A 24548-nucleotide genomic window follows, 5' to 3' on the forward strand; every position below is an offset into this window, starting at 1 on the left:
CTGTGGCGTCGGTTCGGCCTATTCGCTAGAGAACGCATAAGGCAGGAGTTGCTCCCGTCCAGTGGAGTCGGGTGGCGTAACACTGCCAGTTCAACCGATGCGTTCGCTCTCATCGCTCGATGAGGGACGCGCCTTACGGGAGGGGTGAGACGTTGAAAAAGGTCGAAGCGATCATCAAGCCGTTCAAGCTGGATGAGGTGAAGGAAGCCCTTCAGGACGTCGGCCTCCAAGGTATCACGGTGATCGAGGCCAAGGGCTTCGGACGCCAGAAGGGGCATACGGAGCTCTATCGTGGGGCCGAGTATGTCGTGGATTTTCTCCCCAAGGTGAAGATCGAAATCGTCCTGGCGGACGACGCCGTTGCGGCCGCCGTGGAGGCGATCCGCAAGGCCGCCCAGACCGGCCGCATCGGCGACGGCAAGATTTTCGTGTCCAACATCGAGGAAGCGGTTCGCATCCGCACCGGCGAAGTTGGAACGGACGCCATCTGAAAGCCGCACGGCTTTCCGACCACAGAGTTCAGTCGTTCATTGAGGAAGGACCGGTATGACTTCGGCCAACGACATTCTGAAGCAGATCAAGGACAACGACGTCAAGTTCGTCGACCTGCGCTTCACCGACCCGCGCGGCAAGCTGCAGCACGTCACGATGGACGTCACGATGATCGACGAGGACATCTTCTCCGAAGGCACGATGTTCGACGGCTCCTCGATCGGCGGCTGGAAGGCCATCAATGAGTCCGACATGATCCTCATGCCGGACCCCGAGACCGCGCATATGGACCCGTTCTTCGCGCAGTCCACGATGGTCATCATCTGCGACATTCTCGATCCGGTTTCGGGCGAGAGCTATAACCGCGACCCGCGCTCGATCGCGAAGAAGGCAGAGGCCTATCTCGCGCAGTCGGGCATCGGCGACACCGCCTATTTCGGGCCGGAAGCCGAGTTCTTCATCTTCGACGACGTTCGCTATAAGGCCGATCCGTACAACACGGGCTTCAAGCTCGACTCGACGGAACTGCCCTCCAACGACGACAGCGAATACGAGACGGGCAATCTGGGCCACCGTCCGCGCGTGAAGGGCGGCTACTTCCCGGTTCCGCCGATCGACAGCTGCCAGGATATGCGCTCCGAAATGCTGACCGTCATGGCCGAGATGGGCGTGAAGGTCGAAAAGCACCACCACGAAGTGGCGGCCGCTCAGCATGAGCTCGGCGTCAAGTTCGACACGCTCGTGAAGAACGCCGACAACATGCAGATCTACAAGTACGTGACCCACCAGGTCGCGAACGCCTACGGCAAGACGGCGACCTTCATGCCGAAGCCGATCTTCGGCGACAACGGCTCGGGCATGCACGTGCACCAGTCGATCTGGAAGGGCGGCAAGCCGACCTTCGCCGGCAACGAGTATGCAGGTCTTTCCGAGAACGCGCTGTACTACATCGGCGGCATCATCAAGCATGCCAAGGCGATCAACGCCTTCACCAACCCGTCGACCAACTCGTTCAAGCGTCTGGTTCCGGGTTACGAAGCGCCGGTTCTGCTCGCCTACTCCGCGCGCAACCGTTCGGCCTCCTGTCGTATTCCGATCGGCCAGTCGCCGAAGGCCAAGCGCGTGGAAGTTCGCTTCCCCGACCCGACGGCCAATCCGTACCTCGCCTTCGCGGCAATGCTGATGGCCGGCCTCGACGGCATCAAGAACAAGATCCATCCGGGCGCCGCCATGGACAAGGATCTTTACGACCTGCCGCCCGAAGAGCTGAAGCAGATCCCGACGGTGTGCCGTTCGCTGCGCGAAGCTCTCGAGTCGCTCGACGCCGACCGCGACTTCCTGAAGGCCGGTGGCGTGTTCGATGACGATCAGATCGATGCCTTCATCGAGCTGAAGATGACCGAAGTGCTGCGTTTCGAAATGACGCCGCACCCGGTTGAGTTCGACATGTACTACTCGATCTGATCCTTCGCGATCAGACAGGGAAAAGGGCTCCTTTCGGAGCCCTTTTTCGTTTGGGCTGATTGAAACGAGACGGTCTGAGAATTCGAGATATCCAGCACAACTCGCTCGTTCGCCGCGCCTATCTCAGCCGGCGCGCAGGGTGTCAGCGCTTCAGAATCCAGTTCAACGTGTCGCGCCAGTCGATCATACGGATCGGCGTTCCGTGGTTTCCATCATCGAAGAGCACCATGCGGATCGGATACGATGGATAGCGCTTACGAACCTGATCGAACCAAATCTTTTGACGCGCCCAGGGATAGACTTTGTCTCTCGTTCCGTGCGCGAGCAGAAGCGGGATCGGTTCGCCAGAGGCCTTTCTCATCCGTTCGAACCGCGCTTCGTCGCCGTTCGACCCGAGATAGACCAGCCCCGCGACCATAGGCGCGAGCGTCTTGTCCGCCATCAGGTTCCAGCACAATTCTCCCCCCATCGAACCGCAAGCCAGAACGATCCTCGTCTCCGGCGCGGTTGCGCGGATATGTCGGATCAGAGCTGCAACGCGCGCGGCGTCGGCTTCGCCCAGCGCACCGCCATCGAACGTGACGTAAGCGCCGCCCGCGCGAACCATCAGGTTTTTCAGTCGGTTGAAATTTCCGCCGAAGGTCCAGTCATTCATTCCAAGACGTCGATCACCATTGCGGCCATGAACGAAGACAACCACCGCTTCGGCCCGGCTGATCTGGCCGACGCGCATCCAGCGCAGCGGGCCTGCGGGCGTTGGCAAGGTCTCGTCCGCGAAGAGATTTTTCGGCAGGAGTTCGACATAAGGCGATCGAACACGGCGCTCCGGGATCTCATCCCTTTGGTCGATATCGCGCGCCTCCGAATACGGAACGTCCAACACGGTGCCGTCCCTGGAGGCGCCGCTAGGCTGCGGGTAGTCGAAAAGTGGGTCCTTGAACGGTGAGATATCGATCAGCGGCGCGGCCAAGGCCTTGGTTGCCCCCACGGGACAAGCGATTGCTGCGAGAATGGCCGATAACTGCAAGCCCTTCCGAAGCGTATGCCGAAGGTCCTTCACGTCATGTCTCCTGTCAGCGTTCGACAACCGACGCACTTTTGTCCATAAAGCCCTCTGTCGGCGCTTGTGAACCCAGGCGTGAGAACACTTGAAGAACATCGCACAAATCGATACCTCCCTTTGATGCTACCGCCAGAGACTTCAACCCTGACACAGAGAGGGGCCGATCACCCATGAGCGAGGATTTGTTCGCCGGATCGGCCGCAAAGGCAAGCGCCGCGGGGCGTGTCTCGTCGCGGAGCGCGAAGCCCGAACCTGTTGCGCCCGTATCGCATCCGCAGCCTACGCAGGACTATACGGCCGCAGACATCGAGGTTCTGGAGGGGCTGGAGCCGGTCCGCCGGCGGCCGGGCATGTATATCGGCGGCACCGACGAGAAGGCTTTGCATCACCTCTTCGCCGAGGTGATCGACAATTCCATGGACGAAGCGGTCGCAGGCCATGCGAGCGTGATCGACGTCTCGCTCGACGCGGATGGCTTTCTCACGGTCGCCGACAATGGCCGCGGCATCCCGGTCGATCCCCATCCCAAGTATCGGGACAAATCGGCGCTGGAAGTGATCATGACGACGCTTCACGCGGGCGGGAAGTTCGACTCGAAAGTGTATGAAACATCCGGCGGGCTTCATGGCGTTGGCGTCTCGGTCGTAAACGCCTTGTCCGACGTGTTGGATGTCGAGATCGCACGCAATCGAAAGCTCTATCGCCAGAGCTACTCTCGCGGTCATGCCGTGACCGACCTTCAGGAGATCGGCGACGTTCAGAATCGGCGTGGAACGAAGGTTCGATTCCATCCAGACCCTGCCATCTTCGGCGAGAGCGCGCGCTTCGATCCGGCGCGGCTGTTCGGGATGGCGCGCTCAAAGGCCTATCTCTTCGGCGGCGTCGAAATTCGCTGGAGCTGCGACGCCTCTCTTCTCGGCGAGAGTAGCAAGACGCCGGCCAAGGCCGTCTTTCACTTCCCCGGCGGCCTCAAGGATTATCTCGACGCCTCACTGGAAGGCGAGCAGCGGATCACCAACCAGATATTCTCGGGACGAACCGAGCGGGCGTCCGGTCACGGCGCCGTAGAATGGGCGGTGTGCTGGACTGCAGGGGACGGAACGGTCCGATCCTATTGCAACACGATCCCGACGCCTGAAGGCGGTACGCATGAGACCGGCCTGCGCAACGTTCTGCTGCGCGGCCTGAAGGCCTTCGCCGAACTGTCCGGCAACAAGCGCGCGGCCGCGATTACAGCGGACGACGTCATGATCACAGCGTCGGCCATGCTCTCGGTCTTCATCCGCGAGCCGGAATTCGTCGGGCAAACCAAGGATCGCTTGGCCACGGCCGAGGCTCAGCGCATCGTCGAAAGCACGTTGCGAGACTCATTCGACATCTGGCTCGCATCCTCGCCACAAGATGCGGCCCGGTTGATCGATTGGGTCGTGGAACGGGCCGACGAACGTTTGCGGCGCAAGCAGGAAAAGGAAGTCAGTCGCAAGACCGCGACACGCAAGCTCAGGCTGCCGGGCAAGCTGGCGGACTGTTCGCAGTCGGGCGCGGCCAACGCCGAGATCTTCATCGTCGAGGGCGACTCGGCCGGTGGCTCCGCCAAGCAAGCGCGCGACCGCGCAAGGCAGGCGGTTCTGCCTCTGCGCGGAAAAATCCTGAACGTCGCGTCGGCGGGTCGGGAGAAGCTCGGCGCCAATCAGCAGCTGGCGGATCTGATCCAGGCGTTGGGGTGCGGAACGCGCACCAAGTATCGCGAAGCGGATCTGCGCTATGAACGCGTTATCATCATGACCGACGCTGACGTCGATGGTGCTCATATCGCGTCTCTTCTGATCACCTTCTTCTTCCAGGAGATGCCCGAGCTGATCCAAGAGGGGCACCTTTTTCTCGCCGTCCCGCCGCTCTACAAGCTCAGTCAGGGCGGTAAAACGATCTACGCCCGCGACGACCGAGACAGGGAGCGCATCGTCTCGAAAGAGTTCAAGGGCAAAGGCAAGGTGGAAGTCAGCCGATTCAAAGGCCTTGGCGAGATGCTGCCGTCCCAGTTGAAAGAAACCACGATGGACCCCAAGCGCAGAACGCTCCTGCGCGTCGAAGCTGATCCGGCGCCCGAGGCGGGAACGGCTGGCGTCGTCGATGCACTGATGGGCAATAAGCCGGAGGCTCGCTTCCGATTCATTCAAGAGCGGGCCGCGTTTGCAAACGATCTCGATATCTAGAGAAGGCTGATACGATGCGTAGAACACAGAGCCTCCTCCCGTCAGTCGCCCTGGCCTTGCTTCTTGCTTCGACGATCGGCGCCGCATGGGCTCAGGCTCCGGCGTCCCCCGAAGCGACCCCACCCGCAGCGGGCGCGCCGACGGTGCCCAAAAGCGACGGTCAACCGGACGCAAAAGCCCCTGCCCCAACCGAGAACAAGGCCGGACCCGACATTAAGGTTCTCGCTGCCATCTCTGCGCTCGACCCCATGATCGGCGACGTGCAACTCGTCGGTCCTTGGACGGATGGTGAACGACATGGGGTCTGGAGGACCGTGATGACCCAGCCTGCCAAGGAAGACGGCGGCAACCGGTTTTTCGTCCAGCAGATCGAACAGTCCGCCGAGGGCTCGCGAGTGTCCTCGTCCGTGGAGATCACCGAGATCGCGGATGTGAAAGGCGCCGTCGTCGGGTACCGCGCCGATCCGCCGGCTGAAGGTCAGGAAAGCAACCTGACGCTGTTCTTCGACATCCTGCCGCTCGATGGAGAAGTCACCGATACGTATGAGCTGTTCATCGCGCCCAATACGCCCTACCGCTTCGGCCCCGCCTCGAACTGAGAACGAGCCGAGCTGCACGCTCCAGCAACCGTGGAGAATTGGTCGTCAAGCTGAGAGGTCCGTTCTGTTCGCCGGTTGAGGTAGATCCATCCGCTGTCCACAAGCAACAACGGCCCTTCGCTTGACAACTTGGCCGCTCGCGCCTATGGCGCAAGGAACCGATGCGTGGGGATCTGGCCTCGGCTATGTCCTCGCCAAGAGAAAGACATAGCGACCTCATGCACTTCTCAGAACTAGGCTTGAGCGCGAAAGTTCTTTCCGCTGTCGAGGCGGCAGGCTACTCGCAGCCAACTCCTATTCAGGCAGAGGCTATTCCTCACGCGCTCGCTCGACGCGACGTGCTGGGAATCGCGCAGACCGGGACCGGAAAGACAGCGTCTTTTGTGCTGCCCATGCTCACGCTGCTGGAACAGGGCCGTGCGCGCGCTCGAATGCCCCGCACGGTGATTGTCGAGCCGACACGCGAACTCGCAGCACAAGTCGAAGAATCCTTCGTCAAATATGGCGCCAATCAGCGCTTGAGCGTTGCTCTCTTGATCGGCGGCGTGTCCTTCGAGGATCAGAACAAGAAACTCGAACGGGGTGTCGATGTACTGATCGCGACGCCGGGTCGTCTTCTCGACCATTTCGAACGTGGCCGATTGCTGATGACCGGCGTCGAGATCCTTGTCATCGACGAAGCCGATCGTATGCTCGACATGGGCTTCATCCCGGACATTGAGCGCATCTGCAAGCTCATCCCCTTCACCCGACAAACGCTGTTCTTCTCGGCCACCATGCCGCCGGAAATCACGCGCTTGACCGATCAGTTCCTTCAGAACCCGGTTCGCGTGGAAGTAGCCAAGCCTGCGTCGACGGCGAACACGATCGAGCAGCGTCTGGTTGCGACCCGAAAGGAAGATTACGCCAAGCGCGAGGCGTTGCGCCAGATCATCCGCAGCCAAGGCGAGGAGCTGACCAACGCCATCATCTTCTGCAACCGGAAACGCGATGTCTCCTTGTTGTTCCGGTCGATGGAGAAGCATGGCTTCTCCGTTGGCGCCCTGCATGGCGATATGGATCAAAGATCGCGCATGATGACGCTGCAGGCGTTTCGCGACGGAAAGATCACCTTCCTCGTCGCCTCGGACGTGGCGGCGCGAGGTCTCGACATTCCCATGGTGAGCCACGTCTTCAACTTCGACGTCCCCATCCATGCTGAAGACTATGTCCATCGAATCGGCCGGACCGGCCGCGCCGGACGATCCGGCAAGGCCTTCACGCTGGTTTCGAAGCCGGATCAGAAATATCTCGATGCGATCCTTTCCATGACGGCGCAATCGATCGAATGGCTGGATGGTGATATCGCTTCGCTGCCCGCACCATCGGCTGGCGACGAAGACGGCGAGCGCTCGGAGCGTCGCGGCAGCAGACGCGGTGCCGGCGAGTCTCGGGCAAAATCCGGTCGTAGTCGCGGCCGAAACCGATCCACGCGAGACGTTGAGACGACGGAAGCTTCGATCGAACAACCGGACTTCGATAGCGAGAAGGCGGCCGAACGTTCACTGGAGAGCTTGGAGACCAATATGGACGTGATCGGTGATGAAAGATTGTCGTCGCGCCGCGACCGGGACCGCACGCCTCGCGATAGCAGCCGTCGCACATTTGGTTCATCCCAAGGGAGCGATCGTCGTGGCGGAGGACGCGCATCGAACGCGGACGAGCCTACGCCAGTCGGCTTCGGGGACGATATTCCTGCCTTCATGTTGATCCGGACGAGTGCAAGCGCCTAAAAGGGCGAGAGCAACTTTCGATTGAACAAAAAACGCAGCGCTTCGAAAGAGGCGCTGCGTTTTTTCATGTCGAGTCGATGAGAGCTAGGCGGACTGAAGGCGGGCGGCGTCGGCGGGCTTCAGTTCGACAGACTCGCCGCAACCGCAGGCCGAGGTTTGATTGGGGTTGTTGAACACAAAGCCGGAACGAAGAATTGTTTCTTCGTAGTCCATGCGTGTGCCCAGCAAAAAGAGCACGGCCTCGGGGGCCACGAAGACTTTCGCTCCGTCCTGTTCCACCACGTCTTCGCCCGGCTTGGCGGCATCTGCCAAAGCGATCGTGTATTCCATACCGGCACAGCCGCCCTTCTTCACCCCGACACGAATGCCCTCGGCCGGCGAGGATGAAGCACTCACGAGCGCGCGAACCCGTTCTGCGGCTGCGGGACTCAGGGTCATGATGGAAAAGCGCGCCATGTGAGATTCCTTTTCGTTCTCATTGGATGGCGAAGGGTCGTATCGCCCTTCGCCATTTCAGGCTTTCGTCAGTACCAACCGACCGCCACCTGCGCCTCTTCGCTCATGCGCTCCGGCGTCCAAGGCGGATCGAAAACCAACTCGACCTTCACGGCCTGAATTCCTTCAACGCTCCCAACAGCGTTTTCCACCCAACCCGGCATTTCCCCCGCAACCGGGCATCCGGGAGCGGTCAAGGTCATGTCGATCGCGACATTGCGATCGTCATCGATGTCGATCTTGTAGATCAGGCCCAACTCGTAGATGTCGGCCGGGATCTCAGGGTCGTAGACGGTCTTGAGCGAAGAGATAATGTCGTCGGTCAAACGCGACAACTCGTCGGCCGGGATTGATGACGTGGAGGCAGGATCGGCCAAGCTCCGATTAGCCTCCGCGCGGTCGTCCTGGACCGCCTGCTCGCCAGCGTCCGCCGCTGTTTGAGGATTGTTTTCCATCATCCGATTTCTCAGGCGAAAAACCGCCGAGCCTTTTCTAGAGCTTCTGCCAGACTATCGACTTCGGCGCGCGTATTATAGAGCGAGAAGGAGGCCCGGCATGTCGAAGTCGCACCAAACCGCTTGAGGAGCGGTTGCGCGCAGTGCGTTCCCGCTCGAACGGCCACGCCCTCGCGGTCGATGAGCATGGCCACATCATGGGAGTGAATGCCTTCGAGGTCGAAGGAAATGATGCCGCCCTTGCCCGGCGCATTCCCGTAAATTCGAAGCGAATTGATCGCGCTGAGCCGATCCGTCGCGTAGGTGAGAAGGTCGTGCTCATGCGCGCTGATGCGATCTCGACCGATCGACATCATGTAGTTCAAGGATGCCGCCAGACCGATCGCCTGGACGATCGGCGGTGTGCCGGCTTCGAAGCGATGCGGAGGCGCGTTGTAGGTGACACTGTCCTCCGTCACCTCGATGATCATTTCGCCGCCGCCATTGAACGGGCGCATGGCGTCCAATCGTTCGCGGCGACCGTACAGAACACCGATGCCGGTGGGTCCGTAGACCTTATGACCCGTGAAGATATAAAAATCGCAGCCGATGTCCTGAACATCGACGCTCAGATGCACAGCACCTTGGCTGCCATCCACCAGAACCGGGATGCCATGTGCCTGTGCCAGTGCACAGACGTCCTTGACCGGCGTCACCGTACCCAGGACGTTCGACATATGAGTTATGGCGACGAGCTTCGTACGCGGCCCGATCGCCTTCTCGAACTCATCCATCGAGATGGAGCCGTCGTCGCCGACCGGTACGAACACGAGCTTGGCGCCGCGACGCTCTCGCAGGAAGTGCCACGGAACGAGATTGGAGTGATGCTCCATGATCGTCAGGACGATCTCATCGCCCTCGCCAATTTCCTGCTCGAACCCGTAGGACACGAGGTTGATGGCTTCGGTCGCCGACCGCGTGAAGATGATCTCATCGACCGACGAGGCGTTCAGGAAATGACGGACGGTCTCGCGCGAGGCTTCGAACGCCTCCGTTGCGGCGTTCGAGAGAAAATGAAGGCCGCGATGCACGTTCGCGTACTCTTCGCTATAGGCGCGATGAACGGCTTCGAGCATCGCAGTCGGTTTTTGAGCCGACGCACCGTTGTCGAGATAGACAAGAGGTTTGCCGTAGACGGTCCGTGACAGGATAGGAAAGTCGCGTCTGATCGCTTCGACGTCGTAGGGCCGCTGGTCGAGGTCCTGGGAGTTGAACGGGGCGTTCATCGCTGCCGATCCTTCCTGAGACAAGTTCGCTCCGAAACGCTCGGAGCGAAGGTCTGATTACGAATGCCTGCTATCGAGCCAAGCGTCGATCCGCGTTTCCAACGCCTCGACGATCGTCTCGTCTTCGAGCTCTTCCACCACTTCTCCGACGAAAGCCTTTACCAGAAGCGATCGGGCGCGGGCCTGGGGAATACCTCGGCTCATGAGATAGAAGAGATGATCGGCATTGATCTCGCCCGCCGTCGCGCCGTGGCCGCACTGCACGTCGTCCGCGAAGATCTCCAACTCCGGCTTGGCCGAAAAGTCGCCATCGTCGGACAGAAGCAGCGTGTTGCAGGCCAACCGGGCGTCGGTCTTCTGCGCGCCTTTGGCGACACGGATCATCCCTTGGAACACGCCATGACCGCCCAACACCACGTTCCGGAAAATTTCCGTCGAGGTCGTGTGCGCGACATTGTGGTTCAAGGTGGTCGTCACGTCGATATGCTGGCCTTCATCCAGCAAGTTCACACCGCGGATCTTGATGTCGGCGCCCTCGCCTTCCGTCACCGCATGGACTTCCTGACGCACAACCGCGCCGCCCGCGTTCAGAACGAACAGCCGCAGCTTGGCATCGGCCCGAAGCGTGACGTTGAGTTGGCCCAAATGGCTCTCGTCGCTGCCCTTTTCCTGAACGATGATCCAGAGAACGTCCGCGCCATCGCCGATATCGAGCGTATAGACCGCCGTCGACACGGCACCGGCCGAGGCGGGAGGCGCGCGCTCCACGAAGGTCGCGGACGACCCAGCACCCGCCACGACGTTGGCATAGCTCTGCCCACCCGTGGAGTTCGACTCAGGGCGCAGTTCGACAGGCGTCGCCAGAACGAGGCCCGACGCGATCTCGATGTCGACGCCCTTGGCTTCCATCGCCTCGTTCAGAACACGGATCGTATCGATGCCGCGATCGAGATGGTTGACCGTCTTGTTCCAAGGTGCAATGCGCTTGCCTTCGGAAACCTTCAACCCGGATGCCACGTCGTTTCCGGCCGCGGGACGATCGAGTTCCACGACCAGCGAATGCGGCAGAAGAGGCGTGAGGTAGGACGGCTGAGCAGGCTTCTGCTCTCCATCCTGAACATTCACGCGGCCGAGCAAAGCGCGCAGATCCGTGTAGTGCCAAGCTTCCACACGGCGGCTCGGAAGACCTTCCGTGCGCAAAACCTCCAGAGCTTCCCGCGAGGTCTCGTTGGACAGTCGCGTTTCGGCCCGGTCGATCAAAGTGAGTTCAGCCGCCGTGCGCGGCTGCGTCTTGCTGAGAGACATCAGGCCGCCTCGCCGATGATCTGCGCATAACCTTCGTTCTCGAGTTGAAGCGCAAGGTTCTTGTCACCGGACTTGATGATGCGTCCCTTGTAGAGAACATGCACCTTGTCGGGCACGATATAGTCCAGCAGGCGCTGATAATGGGTGATGACGAGGAAGGAGCGATCCGCGCCGCGCAACGCATTGACGCCGTCCGCCACGATCTTCAGCGCGTCGATATCGAGGCCGGAATCGGTCTCGTCGAGGACGCAGAGATGCGGTTGAAGGAGCGCCATCTGGAGGATTTCGGCCCGCTTCTTCTCGCCGCCGGAGAAGCCGACATTCAAAGGACGCTTGAGCATATCCATGTCGATCTTCAATTCAGCGGCCGACTCCTTCACCCGGCGCAGGAAGTCCGGCGTCGTCAACTCGCCTTCGCCGCGCGCCTTGCGCTGGGAGTTCAACGCCGTCTTGAGGAAGGTCATGGTGGCGACACCGGGGATTTCCAGCGGATACTGGAAGGCAAGGAACACGCCGGATGCGGCACGCTCGGCCGCATCCATCTCCAGGATCGACTCGCTATTATAGAGGATATCGCCCTCGGTAACTTCGTAGTCCTCACGGCCCGCGATGATGTAGGAGAGCGTCGATTTACCCGAACCGTTCGGTCCCATGATCGCAGCGACTTCGCCCGACTCGACGGTGAGGTCGAGCCCGCGAAGGATTTCGGTTCCGGTCTCGGCGACCCGAGCATGAAGGTTCTTGATTTCCAGCATCGTCGTTCTTCTGATAGGTGGTAAGGAGCCGCGCAGCGCGCAGCGTCTCGAATTGTTAGCGCCTGCGCGTGAGCCTCAGCCCACGCTGCCTTCCAGCGAGATGCCGATCAGCTTCTGCGCTTCCACGGCAAATTCCATGGGCAGTTGCTGGATCACGTCCTTTACGAAGCCATTCACGATCAGCGCGACAGCTTCCTCCTCGGGAATGCCGCGCTGCATGCAGTAGAACAGCTGATCCTCGGAAATCTTCGACGTGGTCGCTTCATGCTCGAACTGCGCCGAGGAATTCTTCGCCTCGATGTAAGGCACGGTATGCGCGCCGCACTCCTCACCAATCAGAAGAGAGTCGCATTGCGTGAAGTTGCGTGCGTTCGCCGCCTTCTTCATCGCCGTGACCTGACCGCGATAGGTGTTGTTGGAATGCCCGGCCGAGATGCCCTTGGAGATGATGCGGCTCGACGTGTTCTTGCCGATGTGGATCATCTTCGTGCCGGAATCGATCTGCTGGCGTCCGTTCGACACCGCGATCGAATAGAACTCGCCACGCGAATTGTCGCCTCGCAGGATGCAGGACGGGTACTTCCAGGTGATGGCCGATCCCGTCTCGACCTGCGTCCAGGAAATGCGCGAGTTCGTGCCACGGCAATCGCCACGCTTGGTCACGAAATTGTAGATGCCGCCCTTCCCGTCCTTATCGCCTGGATACCAGTTCTGGACAGTCGAGTATTTGATCTCCGCGTCATCGAGCGCGACGAGTTCGACAACGGCCGCATGAAGCTGGTTCTCGTCGCGCTGCGGCGCTGTGCAGCCTTCGAGATAGGACACGTAGGAGCCGGCGTCGGCGATGATCAGCGTGCGCTCAAACTGGCCCGTGTTACGCTCGTTGATGCGGAAATAGGTGGACAGTTCCATCGGGCAGCGCACACCCGGCGGAATGTAAACGAAGGAGCCATCCGTAAAGACGGCCGAATTCATCGTCGCGAAGAAATTGTCCGACACCGGAACGACCGTGCCGAGATATTTGCGCACAAGATCGGGATGCTCGCGGATCGCCTCGGAGATCGGCATGAAGATCACGCCGGCTTTCTGAAGCTCTTTCTTGAAGGTCGTGGCGACCGAAACGGAGTCGAAGACGGCGTCGACGGCGACGCGCCCGCCATAACTGCCCTCCGACGGCGGCACCCCGGAGTCATCATCGCTTTCGAACGCGGACGGCTCGTCGGCCCGGCGCACACCGGCCAGGATTTCCTGTTCCTTCAGCGGGATGCCGAGCTTTTCATAGGTCCGCAGGATCTCCGGATCGACCTCGGCCAGCGAGGCCGGGCCCGACATGGATTTGGGAGCGGCGTAGTAATGGATGTCCTGAAAGTCGATCTCGGGGTAATCGAGGCGAGCCCAGGACGGGCTTTCCATCGTCTTCCAGCGTTCGAAGGCTTGGAGCCGCCATTCCAGCATCCACTCCGGCTCGCCCTTCTTGCCGGAGATCAAACGGATCGTATCTTCCGTCAGACCTTTGGGAGCGACGTCCATTTCGATCTGCGTCTCGAAGCCGTACTTGTACTGGTCGACGTCGATCCGGCGGACCTGATCAATGGTCTCCTGGACTGCTGGCATGCTCGTTCTCCATACTCGCCGGATTCAAAGTCCGGTGGTCGGTTATTCGGTCGGCATATATCGATTGCGCACGACCGTTGAAATGGTGATCCGCTGGAAAAAGTTGAAGATGCCCAGCCAGATTAGATTCGTCGTTTGTTTTCAGGCGGCTTTCGGGTTGCCGCCAGTCACGCTTCGTCGCCAAATCCGCTCGTAGGCAGCGGCGAATGTCTCGATGTCGCGCTCGGACGTTTCGAGCCCGAAGCTGACCCGAATCGCTCCTGCATCAGGATCGATGCGAACGCCGGCTCGATGGAGTGCGGTCAGAACGTGGCTCGCGCCAATCTTGCCGGAGGAGCAGGCCGAGCCGGCCGATACGGCGATGCCTTCGAGATCCAGTGCGATCTGCACAGTCTCGGCCCGCAGCTTGGGGTGATGCAGCGCCAAGGTCTGTGGCAAAGCCAATTCGCCCTGATTGACGAGAAGGCTCGCATCGAACGTTGCCAAACGCGCTCGGAGATAGCTCTTGAGAACCGCAAGCTCTCCGTGGCGTTGCGCCCGTACCGTCGCCAATTCGGCTGCCATGCCGAAACCCACGATAAGAGGGAGAGCCTCCGTTCCTGCACGCTGGCGCTTTTCCTGGGCGCCTCCAAGAATCAAAGGAGCCGGGCGAAACCCGTCATTGCGCAACACGAAGGCCCCGGTTCCCTTGGGGCCGCCGATCTTATGAGCGGACAGGATCACCGCATCCGCATGTTCCAAGCAATGCGAGATGGGCAGCCGCCCGACCATCTGTACCGCATCGATCACGAGACGGATCGCGAACCGGCGGCAAATTTCGGCGATCGGACCGAGGGGCTGGATCACACCGGTTTCGCTATTCGCGAGCGTTATGGCCAGAAGGCCCGGTCCAAGGCGGGCCCAGTCTTCAAGGGCTTGAGGATCAACGACCCCGTCCGCTGTGACCGGCAAGCGAATAAGTGTAGCCGCCGGAAAGCGTCCCCCATCCCGGATGCACGGATGATCGGTGTCGAGAACAGCCAGACGAGGCAAAACCACATCCTCACCAGCCGTCAGCCAATTCGGCGTGAGACAGGTAGCGGCGGCTTCGCTGGCGCCGCTCGTGAAGACGACATTTTCTGGCGATGAACCTACAAGCTCGGCGATCTGGCCACGAGCACGCGACAGCGCCGCGCGCGCCGAGCGTCCCTCGAAGTGAACGGAGGACGGATTGCCCACGAGGTCGAGCGCAGCCACCAGGGCCTCTCGAACCTCCGGCAGAAGCGGTGCACTCGCGTTGTAATCCAGATAGATGCGTCGCCCGAAAGCCGTCATCCCAAACCTTCGTTATGGATGGAACTGAAAGGGGTACGCGAAAATCGTTGTATTCGATCCGGTCCGCAGACTACATAGCCCCCTTGAGGGAAGCGTGTAGTTTTGAATCGTTCTAAGCCTAGAACCTACGAGGCTGCCTATCCTCCGTCAAGGTGCCGGCCTTCTCCGGCGCCGCTTCCTTGAGGTTTGCGAGAGATGCCCGAAGTCATCTTCAACGGTCCTGCCGGACGTTTGGAAGGCCGCTATCAGGCGGCGAAGGAAAAGAACGCGCCGATTGCGCTCGTCCTTCATCCGCATCCCCGCTTCGGCGGGACGATGAACAATCAGATCGTCTACCAGCTTTTCTATATGTTCGTGGAACGCGGCTTCACCACGCTGCGCTTCAACTTCCGCGGCATCGGCCGCAGCCAGGGCGAGTTCGACCATGGCTCGGGCGAGCTGTCGGACGCAGCCGCCGCGCTCGACTGGATCCAGGCCATCCACCCCGATTCCAAGAATTGCTGGGTGGCCGGCTATTCCTTCGGCTCCTGGATCGGAATGCAACTGCTGATGCGCCGGCCGGAGATCGAGGGCTTCATGTCCATCGCACCCCAGCCCAATTCCTACGACTTCTCGTTCCTAGCCCCTTGCCCCTCCTCGGGCCTCATCATCCACGGTGATAAGGACAAGGTCGCGCCGCCCAAGGATGTGCAGGGTCTCGTCGACAAGCTGAAGACGCAGAAGGGCATCCTCATCACACAGAAGACGATCGAGGGGGCGAACCATTTCTTCACCGACCATACGCCCGAGCTGATGGCCGAGTGCACGGAGTATCTCGATCGCCGTTTGGCTGGCGAACTCTCCGACATTCGACCCAAGCGCCTGAAATAAGATCGTTTTCGTGGGTGGCAGGCCGACGCCACCCCGATGGGAAAGAAAGACCATGCCGAAGTTCAAGTCCGATTTTCTGCGCGTCCTCGACGAGCGCGGCTTCATCCATCAGATCTCCGATCCCGAGGGTCTGGACGCGCTTGCCCTGAAAGGGCCGATCACCGGATATGTTGGCTACGATGCAACGGCGACGTCGATCCATATCGGCAACCTGATCACCGTCACGATGCTCTACTGGATGCAGGAGACCGGGCATAAGGCGATCAGCCTGATGGGCGGCGGCACCTCCATGGTCGGCGACCCCTCGTTCCGCGACGACCAGCGCCGCCTGCTGACGACCGACCAGATTCAAACCAATATCGACGGCATTCAGAGGGTGTTCGGCAACATCCTCCGATATGACGGCTCCAACCCCGCCATCATGGTCAACAATGCCGATTGGCTCCTGAAGCTCAATTACGTCGAGTTCCTGCGGGATGTCGGCCGGCATTTCTCCGTCAATCGCATGCTGTCCTTCGATTCGGTGAAGCTGCGGCTCGACCGGGAGCAGTCGCTCAGCTTCCTCGAATTCAATTACATGATCATGCAGGGCTACGACTTCACCGAGTTGAACCGCCAGTATGGTGCCGTTCTGCAGATGGGCGGGTCGGACCAGTGGGGCAACATCATCAACGGCGTCGACCTGTCGCACCGTATGGGCGGCCCTCAGCTCTACGCGCTGACGACGCCGCTTCTCACCAAATCCAGCGGCGAAAAGATGGGCAAGTCGGCCTCGGGCGCGGTCTGGCTCAACGGAGATCTCTTCAGCCCCTATGATTTCTGGCAATATTGGCGCAACACGGAAGATGCCGATGTCGGTCGCTTCCTGAAGATTTTCACGCGCCTTGCCTTGGACGAGATCGCTCGTCTGGCCAACCTCGGCGGCTCGGAGATCAACGAGGCGAAGAAGATTCTGGCGACGGAAGCCACGGCGATTGTGCATGGCCGCGACGCGGCGAGCCAAGCCGCCGAGACGGCGCGCACGACCTTCGAGGACGGCGCTTTGGCGGATAATCTTCCGACGGTGGAAGTCACGAAGGATGAGCTTGCCAGCGGCATCGGCATCCTCTCCCTGCTTGTCAAGGCCGGCTTGGCCGCGTCGAACGGCGAGGCTCGGCGGCATGTGTCGGGTGGAGCCGTCCGCCTTGCGGACCAAGCCATAGCCGATGACCGCAAGATCGTGGGCGAGGCGGAAATTCAGGATGGCGTCGTCAAGCTCTCGCTGGGCAAGAAGCGCCATGTGCTGGTGCGTGTGGCGGACTGAACAGCACGAACCGAAGAACAATTCTTCCGGAAGGCGGTCCCTCGGGCCGCCTTTTTCATTTGTAGGAGAAGATCTGCCGGAAGATGCCGGGCGCGATGACGGAGATCGGATTCACCACGAGGGTTGGAGACGCGAAAGGCCCATCCAATCGATAGGTGATGCCGATCAGCCCGCCTTCATTGCCATTGCCGAGAATCTGGCCGAGGACGGGGATTGCACCGAACATCCGGTTGATCCCGTAGGCCGGCATGAAGGAGCCGGAAACATCGATCTGTCCTCTGCCGTCATAGAGCGTTCCGTTGAAGCTGGACCCGAAGACGGGGCCTCGCAGGATGCCGTCCGACACTTTCAAGGCGGTGCCGGAATAGCTCAGCTTGGCTGACGCTTGATCAAAGAAGGCACGCTCCGTCTGGAGATTTTGCCCGACGGCCTGGGACAGAGTCTGCCCGTTTTGTCCGCCTGAGGACCCGACAATGCGCGACAGACGTGGCTCATCCACCAAGGTGAAATTGGCGACCTGCAGCGCGCCGACATAAGACGTATCCGCCGTTCCCAGGAGATCGAGCGAAGCTTGCCCCCCCTCCATATGCTGATAAAGACCCGCAAAAGCGAGAAGCGCCCCAAGGTCGCCGCTACGAAGACGTATGGCCTGAACAACGCCGCGCGGCGAAAGATCGCCGGACAGCGAGCCGCCACTGAGCGTTCCGCCGAGATTGAGCGCGGCAAGTTTCCCGCCCGCGCTGGCATAGTTCATCTCAAACCCTTGAATGGTCTGGCCGTTGAAACCGTTCAATCGGTCGATGTCGGCATTGATGTCGAACGTGCCGCCGCCGGGCTTGCGATCTTTCTTTCCGACGCTTGCCTTCAATTCGGCCAGGATCGGCCGAGCATCGAACTGCGACCCCTTGAGTTCCACGCCATAGCCGTTCCGGTGGCGCGTCACCGCGACCTCAACCTCATCTCCCGGATTGAGCGCAACATGTGTCAGCTTGGCAGTCGAGAGCCCGTCATTGGTGAGAAGGACCGTACCGCTTGCCGCAAAACCCTCGCCCTTCAGCGCGACGTCTTTGAGCGTCGTGCTGCCGCCGTCCTGATCGAGATCGAAGGACAGTCGCGCCGGTACGCCAGCCCCCTTTTTCCAGGCAATGAAGGGCAGATCGAGCGTCGCGTCGCGTAGGTCGAGTTCGACGTCGAAGCCGGAGGCACCTTGGGTCACGGAAGCCTTCGTGCTGCCGCCAACGACACCCTTCAGACTGGGAACGAGTTCGACCAGTTTCTTGCCGCCCACGGTTGCGGAAAGGTCGATCCGTCTTTCGCCGACGGGCCTCTCACCGAAAGGGAGGATGAAGCTGATATCGGCCGGAATGCCTTCGATGTCTGCATCGAGCGAGCCGCTCGCCTGTCCCGGGATCACATGGATCAAACCGTCCAGATTGGTGAGTCTGCGGCCCTGGATGGATTGGCCGGGATCAACCTTTTCCAGATTGGCTTCGACAGCCCAGCTTTCCACCTGACGATCGGCGGCGATATGCTCGCCGAAGCGCAGGCTCGCCTCGACGTGAACCGTCGCATTTCCCTTGATCTTCGCACTATCCAGATCGAGCGAGCGCAGCGCCCGAATCGGCTCCGAGTTCGCCACATCCAGGGCGTCGCGCAGCGGGCCCTCTGCCTTCAGATCGATTCCCAATGCGAGGTCGCGCGGGTTTCCGCTCGCAGGCTTCTGAAGGGTGACGGAAGCCGGCCCCAAAACAAGATCGGGATGATCCATCATGCCGGCACGGTCCACGAAAACCGTCGTCTTGCCACCTCTGGTTTCCAAGCGACCACTGGCATCGATCAAGCGTGGAACCGTACCGGCTGTCGAAAGGTCCATGTCGCGAAGATCGAGGTCGAGCTGCAATTCGCTGTCGGCGGGGGACTGCGTGGGCTTGAAGGCTTCGCCCAACCGAGATCGCAGCACATTGATCCGAATGGAACCGCTCGGCACGGCACCTTCATCGCCGACATGGGCTAGCACCCAGTGACGTGCCTTGCCGGAGATCATGAAGGGCCAGAAGGCCTTCACCGACCCTGCCGAAAGCTGATCTGCCTCGACCATGAGGGAGGTCACATCCGAGGGCGCGTGGCCGCGATAGATGGCATGGCCCGTCAGCCGCCCTTTGGGCGTTACCAGTTCGAGTTGCGACAGTTCGAGCGACTGAGCGGACGGATCGATCGAACCATCGATCCAGAACGTCCCATCCATGGGAGGCTCTCCCTCGGGCCGGCCGACACGGGAGAGAATTTGCCGGCTCCCGATCCGGAACTTCAACCGCTCCCTATCAGCCTCGGAGCCAGCCATCGCGACGGGTTCCAGAACACCTTCGAGATCGAAGGCGACATCTTCGAAGCGTACGGGGCTTGGCAAGATTTGGAAGCGGTCCTCGCCTTCCCGATATTCCACCCGTATGCTGGAGGGCTCCAGAGTCGTCCGGTTGAGCCCTAGTTGTAGATGGCCACCGCTTGCATGGAGAGCCAAGCCGAGAACGGCCATGCCGGTCTCACTCTGCCGATGCATCCCCGCTTCCAGCGAGACAGACGCGTCGCTGCCGAAAGGTCGATCGTCGGTCAAGTTATCCAGCGATGCCGGCGGAAGAACGGAGCCCAGATCGACTTCGCTGGACCGCAGCGAGAAGGACACGAGCCGCCCCGTCTCGCTATCGAAATTCGCAGCACCCCCGATCGAAACCGGAACGGCTCCGACATCCACTTTCGAGTAAAGGGACAGCGATCCGTCCAGCGCACGGTGGAGTTCCGCGCGGTCCAGATGGATGTCGGGAATGTCGGCAAAAGCGCCGGCAAAGCCTTCCACCGTGATGTCGACAAAAGCGACCGTATCGAAATGATAGGCCTGCAGCGCCTGAAGTTGGCGCTCGAGCGTTCGGATCGCGCGTTCGGCCACGCGAGACATCGGCGAACGCCCCGCTCCATTCTCAGCCGCTTGCGGCAGGCTAACGGGCTGAGAACTCGGGGACCGGACGGCGGATGTCTCTCCGAATGCCGCCAGATCGATCCGCGCCCTTTCGATTTCCAGCCGGCCGAATTCCAGCGAACCGCCCACCAGGGGAAGAAGTCGGACCGCCACGGACACGCGGCCGATTTCAGAACTAAGGTCGGGGTGGTCCTTTCGATGCAGAGACACGTCGTCCCATGTGAGGGCGAGGAGACCGTCGTTGCGAACTTCGAACCGCTGATCCCCCAACGACACTTCGTAGGCCGGGCCGAAAAGGCGGGACAGAGCCGCCTTGGTCTGCCCTTGGACGAACGCCTCGCCGGTAGACGTTCCCAGCAGAAGGAAGACGCCGGAACCCAAGACCAGAAGAAGAATGATCGCAAGGCTGACGAGACCGCCCAACAGGCGAACGATTCTCATCATTCAGCGGGCCTGCTCGTCGGGAGACGGGCGTGAGATCGGCCATTGGGCGTCGCGGCGGCTTGCGATGTCGGGAAGCATCGGTCCTTAACGTCTCGAACGCCTGAGATTAGGCAAAGTGGGTCTGCGATTTCGTCCGACTCCGGGCTGCGATCACCTCGGCCGGGTGGTATAGCCGACGAATGGCTAGCGGACTCTATCGTCGCCGCGCTCGTCATGCCGATCCATTTGGCCGAAAGGAAGGCTCCCGTGTCGATCCCGAATGTTGGACAAGAATGTCCTGATTTCGCTCTCCCGGAAAGTGACGGCTCGATCGTCACCAAAGCTTCGCTCAAGGGTCGAGCCTTCGTTCTTTATTTCTATCCCAAGGACGATACATCTGGCTGCACCACCGAGGCGATCGAGTTCACGGCCCTGATCGACCAGTTCGAGGCTCTCGGCGTTTCCGTCTTCGGCGTGTCGCCCGATAGTGTGCAGAAACATTGCCGCTTTCGCGACAAGCACGATTTGAAGGTTCACCTCGTGGCCGATGAGGATAAGAACCTGCTTCAGGCCTTCGGCGTCTGGGCCGAGAAAAGCATGTATGGCCGCAAATATTGGGGTGTCGAGCGTACCACGGCCTTGATCGATGCCGATGGCCGCGTTGTACGCGTGTGGCAAAAGGTTAAGGCGGGTGGCCATGCGGCCGAGGTTCTAGAGGCCGCCCAGAGCCTCAAGAGCCCGCAGGCGTGACTGACATTCCCGGCACGCTTCGGGCTGCGGCGATCAAAGCACTTTCGACCGTCGATCTGTCTGAAAAGGCGAGACTCACGACGGTGACGGCTGAGTTCTGGTTCGCCCGCAAGCTTGGCCTCTCCGCGCCGACCGATCCGCCCTCTCCGTCCCGGCCTGGCCGGCCTCTAAAGCCCGATCTCGTGCCGCCGCGCGACGTGCCGCGTCGTTCGGTCCACACGCTGGAGGGTCGGATCGCCATGATTCACGCCCTCGCCCATATCGAACTGAACGCCATCGACCTGGCGCTGGACATTGTCGCTCGGTTTTGTGGCCAGCCGGTTCCGCGATCCTTTTTCGATGGCTGGATGACAGTCGCGATGGAGGAGGCCAAGCATTTCGGCCTCCTTTCGGCACGCCTCGTCGATCTTGGATCGTTCTACGGCGCCCTGCCCGCCCATGACGGTCTCTGGCAGGCGGTGGAAGTCACGTCCCATGATCTGCCCTCTCGGCTCGCCATCGTCCCGCTGGTGCTCGAAGCACGCGGTTTGGACGTAACGCCCTCCCTTCTGGCCAAGCTGAAGGAGGTCGGCGATCCGCAAACAGGAGCCATTCTCGAGATCATCTACAATGACGAGAAGAAGCACGTCGCGATCGGGGCGAAATGGTTCCGCTTCCTATGCGCGCGTCACCGGATCGACCCGGCCCGGCGCTTTCAGGAGATCGTGCGGGAGTGTTTCCGCGGCGAGGTGAAGCCGCCCTTCAATGACCGCGCTCGGGCCGAAGCCGGTCTGACACCGACCTTCTATCGCTCGCTTTCGCCGCTTTCGAGCTGAGCGAAGCAAGGTATCAACGCTCCATTAACCCTAATCAACTCTAATCGCGCCGAACGGCGGAGGTCCGTGTGGTTTGGAGTCGAGGCGGATGGCACCCTCAAGCCAAGGGAACGTTTTCGGCAGCGGAGCTGCCGCGCGGACGATCATCATATCGCGTGGCAGCCTCGGTCAACGTTGGACCGTTCGCACCTGGGTAGCCGCATCGATTGCAGGCCTTGGCATTGGCGCCCTCATCGGCTGCCTCGTGTTCGGCGGCCTCTTCTTCTTTAACGACAATATCGTTCGCGCCCTGCTCGCTCGCGAAACGCGCATGACGAACGCTTACGAAGAGCGCATGGCAACACTCCGCACCGAGATCGACCGTCTGAAGACTGGGCAGACGAAGGTTCGCGAAACCGTGTCGGCGCAGGTGAAAGCGCTTCTGACCCAACAGGTGGAACTGACTGGACGGTTCGAGCAGCTTCAGCCCTTGCTCGAAAAAGCGCGGGACATGGGCATCCTGACGAAGGCGAGCCCCAATGCCGCGTCGGATGACGCATCGGCAGCCGGCCGAGAGCCATCGGCCCTTCCCACCGCGCCAAACAGTTCATCCCCAACCATCCCAACACGGCATCCCGAAGACATTAGCGCTTTGTCCCTGCGGCATGAGGATGTCAGCGAGATCGCGGGCCTCGTTCTGCCGACGATTCGAAAATCGGTAGACATGGTCAGCGACGAGCAGACCTCGACGATCGCCGAACTGGCCCGGACAACGCGGTCCCGCGCCGATCACCTGGCAGAGGTTCTAGGGTCGGTGGGCATCCGGGTCGAGGAGACGAAACCCGCCATCGGCGGCCCCTACATTCCGGCCGACGGCGAGCTGTCTTTCTCGAACAGTCTCAACCTTCTGGATCAGGCCTTGCAGACCTACGGCCGGCTGAAAACCAAATCGGCCCGCGTACCCCTGGCCGACCCGCTGCCCGGCGCACGGGTCACATCGACCTTCGGCGTGAGGTCCGATCCGTTTTTTCGACGCGCGGCGCTGCACAGCGGCGTTGATCTGGCAGCTCCGACCGGCACTCTGGTCAGAGCCACCGCGAGCGGCAAGGTCGTGTCGGCCGGCGAGGCTGGCGGGTATGGAATGATGGTCGAAATCGACCATGGCAACGGGTTCAGCACGCGCTACGCGCATCTCTCCGAAATCGACGTTGCCAGTGGTTCGGCGATCAAAGCCGGGCAGATCGTCGGACGCGTCGGGAGCACCGGTCGAAGCACGGGCTCGCATCTTCATTACGAAGTGCGGACGGATGAAACACCGGTCGATCCAGAGCGATATATTCGCGTCGGACGCAAGCTCGCCAAACTCTGAGTTATCGCAATTTGCAAAAAACCTCCGTCCGGCACAGCCGAACGGAGGTTCAGAGAGATGAGCGACGCGTTACCGCATCGCCCGAGGTGATATTAGTCGATGTCGGCGACTTCGACGTCACCACCGAAAACACGCTGCGCGAGCGCGGCTTCGATGAAGTCATCCAGACTGCCGTCCAGCACCTGTTGCGGTGCCGTGCTTTCCCTGCCGGTCCGCAGATCCTTCACCAGCTGATAGGGCTGGAGAACGTAGGACCGGATCTGGTGCCCCCAGCCGATGTCGGTCTTGGAGGCGGCGGCGGCGTTGGCCTTTTCTTCCTGCTTTCGCAGCTCCTCCTCGTAGAGGCGGGCACGAAGCATGTTCCAGGCCGTGGCGCGGTTCTTGTGCTGCGAGCGCTCGCTCTGACACTGCACCACGATCCCGGTCGCCAGATGTGTGATACGCACCGCCGAGTCGGTCGTATTGACGTGCTGACCACCCGCACCCGAGGCGCGATAGGTGTCGATGCGAACATCGGCTTCGCTGACATCGATTTCGATCGAATCGTCGACGACCGGATAAACCCAGACCGAAGCGAAGGAGGTGTGCCGCCGCGCCTGACTGTCGTACGGCGAGATGCGCACGAGACGATGCACGCCGGACTCAACCTTCATGCGGCCATAGGCGTTGTGGCCCTTCAGAAGAATGGTCGCGGACTTGATGCCCGCTTCTTCTCCCGAATGCTGTTCCAGCACTTCGACCTTCAGCTTCGCCCGCTCGCCCCAGCGCATATACATGCGAAGGAGCATGGAGGCCCAGTCCTGGCTTTCGGTGCCACCTGCGCCGGAATGGATTTCGACATAGGTGTCGTTGCCGTCAACTTCGCCGGACAGAAGCGTCTCGATCTGGCGTTCGGCGACTTCCTTCTGAAGCGCGCGAATACCGGCCTCGGCCTCGGTCACGATTGACTCGTCACCTTCCTCGTCGCCCATGGCGATGAGTTCGACGTTGTCGCGAAGACCGCGTTCGATCGCGAGAATGCCGTTGATGCCCGAGTCCAGACGCTGGCGCTCCTTCATGAGGCGCTGAGCCTCCTGCGGATCGTTCCAGATGGACGGGTCTTCGGCGGCCGCGTTCAGCCGATCGAGTTCTCGAAGGGACTGATCCCAGTCAAAGATGCCTCCTCAGCAGGCTTACGGCCTGCTGGATTTCGTCGACAATGGATTGGATCTCGGCTCGCACGCCGCTCTCCCTCGTTTACAATGAAAAGGGTTGGAATGACG

21 protein-coding genes are annotated in these 24548 nt (G+C 60.9%); 10 read left to right on the forward strand and 11 right to left on the reverse strand.

Annotated elements, in window-relative coordinates:
- Window positions 1-152: 152 nt before the first annotated feature.
- Both AUL36_RS10440 and glnA read left to right on the forward strand, forming a co-directional pair.
- Complete coding sequence (locus AUL36_RS10440) at window positions 153-491, forward strand: P-II family nitrogen regulator (protein ID WP_058598327.1); 339 nt, start codon at window positions 153-155, stop codon at window positions 489-491.
- A gap of 55 nt (window positions 492-546) precedes the next feature.
- On the forward strand, window positions 547-1956 hold the full coding sequence (gene glnA, locus AUL36_RS10445) for a type I glutamate--ammonia ligase (RefSeq protein WP_058598326.1): 1410 nt from the start codon (window positions 547-549) through the stop codon (window positions 1954-1956).
- A 142-nt stretch (window positions 1957-2098) separates the two neighbouring features.
- On the opposite strand, the gene AUL36_RS10450 is transcribed toward glnA, so the two are convergent.
- Complete coding sequence (locus AUL36_RS10450; protein ID WP_156418330.1) at window positions 2099-2839, reverse strand: hypothetical protein; 741 nt, start codon at window positions 2837-2839, stop codon at window positions 2099-2101.
- Between the two features lie 350 nt (window positions 2840-3189).
- On the opposite strand from AUL36_RS10450, the gene parE reads away from it, so the two are divergent.
- Window positions 3190-5232, forward strand: a complete 2043-nt coding sequence (parE, locus tag AUL36_RS10455; RefSeq protein ID WP_062220298.1) for a DNA topoisomerase IV subunit B — start codon at window positions 3190-3192, stop codon at window positions 5230-5232.
- Window positions 5233-5288: 56 nt separating this feature from the next.
- Complete coding sequence (locus tag AUL36_RS24450) at window positions 5289-5831, forward strand: hypothetical protein (RefSeq protein WP_210168851.1); 543 nt, start codon at window positions 5289-5291, stop codon at window positions 5829-5831.
- Here AUL36_RS24450 and AUL36_RS24980 read toward each other — a convergent pair.
- Window positions 5785-6051 (reverse strand): LAGLIDADG family homing endonuclease, encoded by a 267-nt coding sequence (locus AUL36_RS24980; RefSeq protein WP_374700759.1) that lies wholly within the window; start codon window positions 6049-6051, stop codon window positions 5785-5787. The genes AUL36_RS24450 and AUL36_RS24980 overlap by 47 nt on opposite strands.
- On the opposite strand from AUL36_RS24980, the gene AUL36_RS10465 reads away from it, so the two are divergent.
- Window positions 6017-7603, forward strand: a complete 1587-nt coding sequence (locus AUL36_RS10465; RefSeq protein ID WP_156418334.1) for a DEAD/DEAH box helicase — start codon at window positions 6017-6019, stop codon at window positions 7601-7603. The two genes, AUL36_RS24980 and AUL36_RS10465, sit on opposite strands and share 35 nt — an antisense overlap.
- A gap of 84 nt (window positions 7604-7687) precedes the next feature.
- On the opposite strand, the gene sufA is transcribed toward AUL36_RS10465, so the two are convergent.
- The 7 genes from sufA to AUL36_RS10500 all read right to left on the reverse strand — a co-directional run bounded on the left by sufA (window position 7688) and on the right by AUL36_RS10500 (window position 14806).
- Window positions 7688-8059, reverse strand: a complete 372-nt coding sequence (sufA, locus tag AUL36_RS10470) for a Fe-S cluster assembly scaffold SufA (protein ID WP_062220302.1) — start codon at window positions 8057-8059, stop codon at window positions 7688-7690.
- A gap of 68 nt (window positions 8060-8127) precedes the next feature.
- A complete protein-coding gene (locus AUL36_RS10475; RefSeq protein WP_082655763.1) occupies window positions 8128-8553 on the reverse strand; it encodes an SUF system Fe-S cluster assembly protein in 426 nt (141 codons plus the stop codon).
- An 11-nt stretch (window positions 8554-8564) separates the two neighbouring features.
- Window positions 8565-9818 carry a cysteine desulfurase gene (locus AUL36_RS10480; RefSeq protein ID WP_062220304.1) on the reverse strand — a complete coding sequence of 418 codons (1254 nt, stop codon included), beginning with the start codon at window positions 9816-9818 and terminating at the stop codon, window positions 8565-8567.
- Window positions 9819-9875: 57 nt separating this feature from the next.
- Window positions 9876-11123 (reverse strand): Fe-S cluster assembly protein SufD, encoded by a 1248-nt coding sequence (gene sufD, locus AUL36_RS10485; protein ID WP_062220306.1) that lies wholly within the window; start codon window positions 11121-11123, stop codon window positions 9876-9878.
- A complete protein-coding gene (gene sufC / locus AUL36_RS10490) occupies window positions 11123-11878 on the reverse strand; it encodes a Fe-S cluster assembly ATPase SufC (RefSeq protein ID WP_062220307.1) in 756 nt (251 codons plus the stop codon). The genes sufD and sufC overlap by 1 nt, the downstream gene beginning before the upstream one ends.
- Window positions 11879-11953: 75 nt before the next feature.
- Window positions 11954-13492: a Fe-S cluster assembly protein SufB gene (gene sufB / locus AUL36_RS10495; RefSeq protein WP_058635952.1), complete on the reverse strand. Its 1539-nt coding sequence runs from the start codon at window positions 13490-13492 to the stop codon at window positions 11954-11956.
- A gap of 141 nt (window positions 13493-13633) precedes the next feature.
- Window positions 13634-14806 (reverse strand): cysteine desulfurase family protein, encoded by a 1173-nt coding sequence (locus AUL36_RS10500; protein WP_062220309.1) that lies wholly within the window; start codon window positions 14804-14806, stop codon window positions 13634-13636.
- Window positions 14807-15001: 195 nt separating this feature from the next.
- Between AUL36_RS10500 and AUL36_RS10505 the strand changes: the two genes are divergently transcribed.
- Both AUL36_RS10505 and tyrS read left to right on the forward strand, forming a co-directional pair.
- Window positions 15002-15676 carry an alpha/beta hydrolase gene (locus AUL36_RS10505; protein ID WP_058598315.1) on the forward strand — a complete coding sequence of 225 codons (675 nt, stop codon included), beginning with the start codon at window positions 15002-15004 and terminating at the stop codon, window positions 15674-15676.
- A 52-nt stretch (window positions 15677-15728) separates the two neighbouring features.
- Entirely contained in the window at window positions 15729-16979 is a 1251-nt protein-coding gene (gene tyrS / locus AUL36_RS10510) for a tyrosine--tRNA ligase (protein ID WP_062220311.1), read from the forward strand.
- Between the two features lie 55 nt (window positions 16980-17034).
- Here the strand turns inward: tyrS and AUL36_RS10515 are convergent, their stop codons facing one another.
- Entirely contained in the window at window positions 17035-20394 is a 3360-nt protein-coding gene (locus tag AUL36_RS10515) for a hypothetical protein (protein ID WP_062220314.1), read from the reverse strand.
- 246 nt (window positions 20395-20640) lie between these two features.
- On the opposite strand from AUL36_RS10515, the gene AUL36_RS10520 reads away from it, so the two are divergent.
- The 3 genes from AUL36_RS10520 to AUL36_RS10530 all read left to right on the forward strand — a co-directional run bounded on the left by AUL36_RS10520 (window position 20641) and on the right by AUL36_RS10530 (window position 23286).
- Window positions 20641-21123, forward strand: coding sequence for a peroxiredoxin (locus tag AUL36_RS10520; protein WP_062220422.1), 483 nt, complete (start codon window positions 20641-20643; stop codon window positions 21121-21123).
- Window positions 21120-21938, forward strand: a complete 819-nt coding sequence (locus AUL36_RS10525; protein ID WP_062220316.1) for a ferritin-like domain-containing protein — start codon at window positions 21120-21122, stop codon at window positions 21936-21938. Before AUL36_RS10520 ends, AUL36_RS10525 begins: the two co-directional genes overlap by 4 nt.
- Window positions 21939-22026: 88 nt before the next feature.
- Window positions 22027-23286, forward strand: coding sequence for a M23 family metallopeptidase (locus AUL36_RS10530; RefSeq protein WP_062220318.1), 1260 nt, complete (start codon window positions 22027-22029; stop codon window positions 23284-23286).
- Between the two features lie 92 nt (window positions 23287-23378).
- On the opposite strand, the gene prfB is transcribed toward AUL36_RS10530, so the two are convergent.
- A protein-coding gene (prfB, locus tag AUL36_RS10535) for a peptide chain release factor 2 (RefSeq protein ID WP_156418331.1) occupies window positions 23379-24507 on the reverse strand; the annotation gives its coding sequence in 2 pieces (ribosomal slippage) (window positions 23379-24437 and window positions 24439-24507; 1128 coding nt in all).
- Window positions 24508-24548 lie beyond the last annotated feature (41 nt).

Source organism: Aureimonas sp. D3 (assembly GCF_001463805.1).
Taxonomy (GTDB): domain Bacteria; phylum Pseudomonadota; class Alphaproteobacteria; order Rhizobiales; family Rhizobiaceae; genus Aureimonas; species Aureimonas ureilytica_A.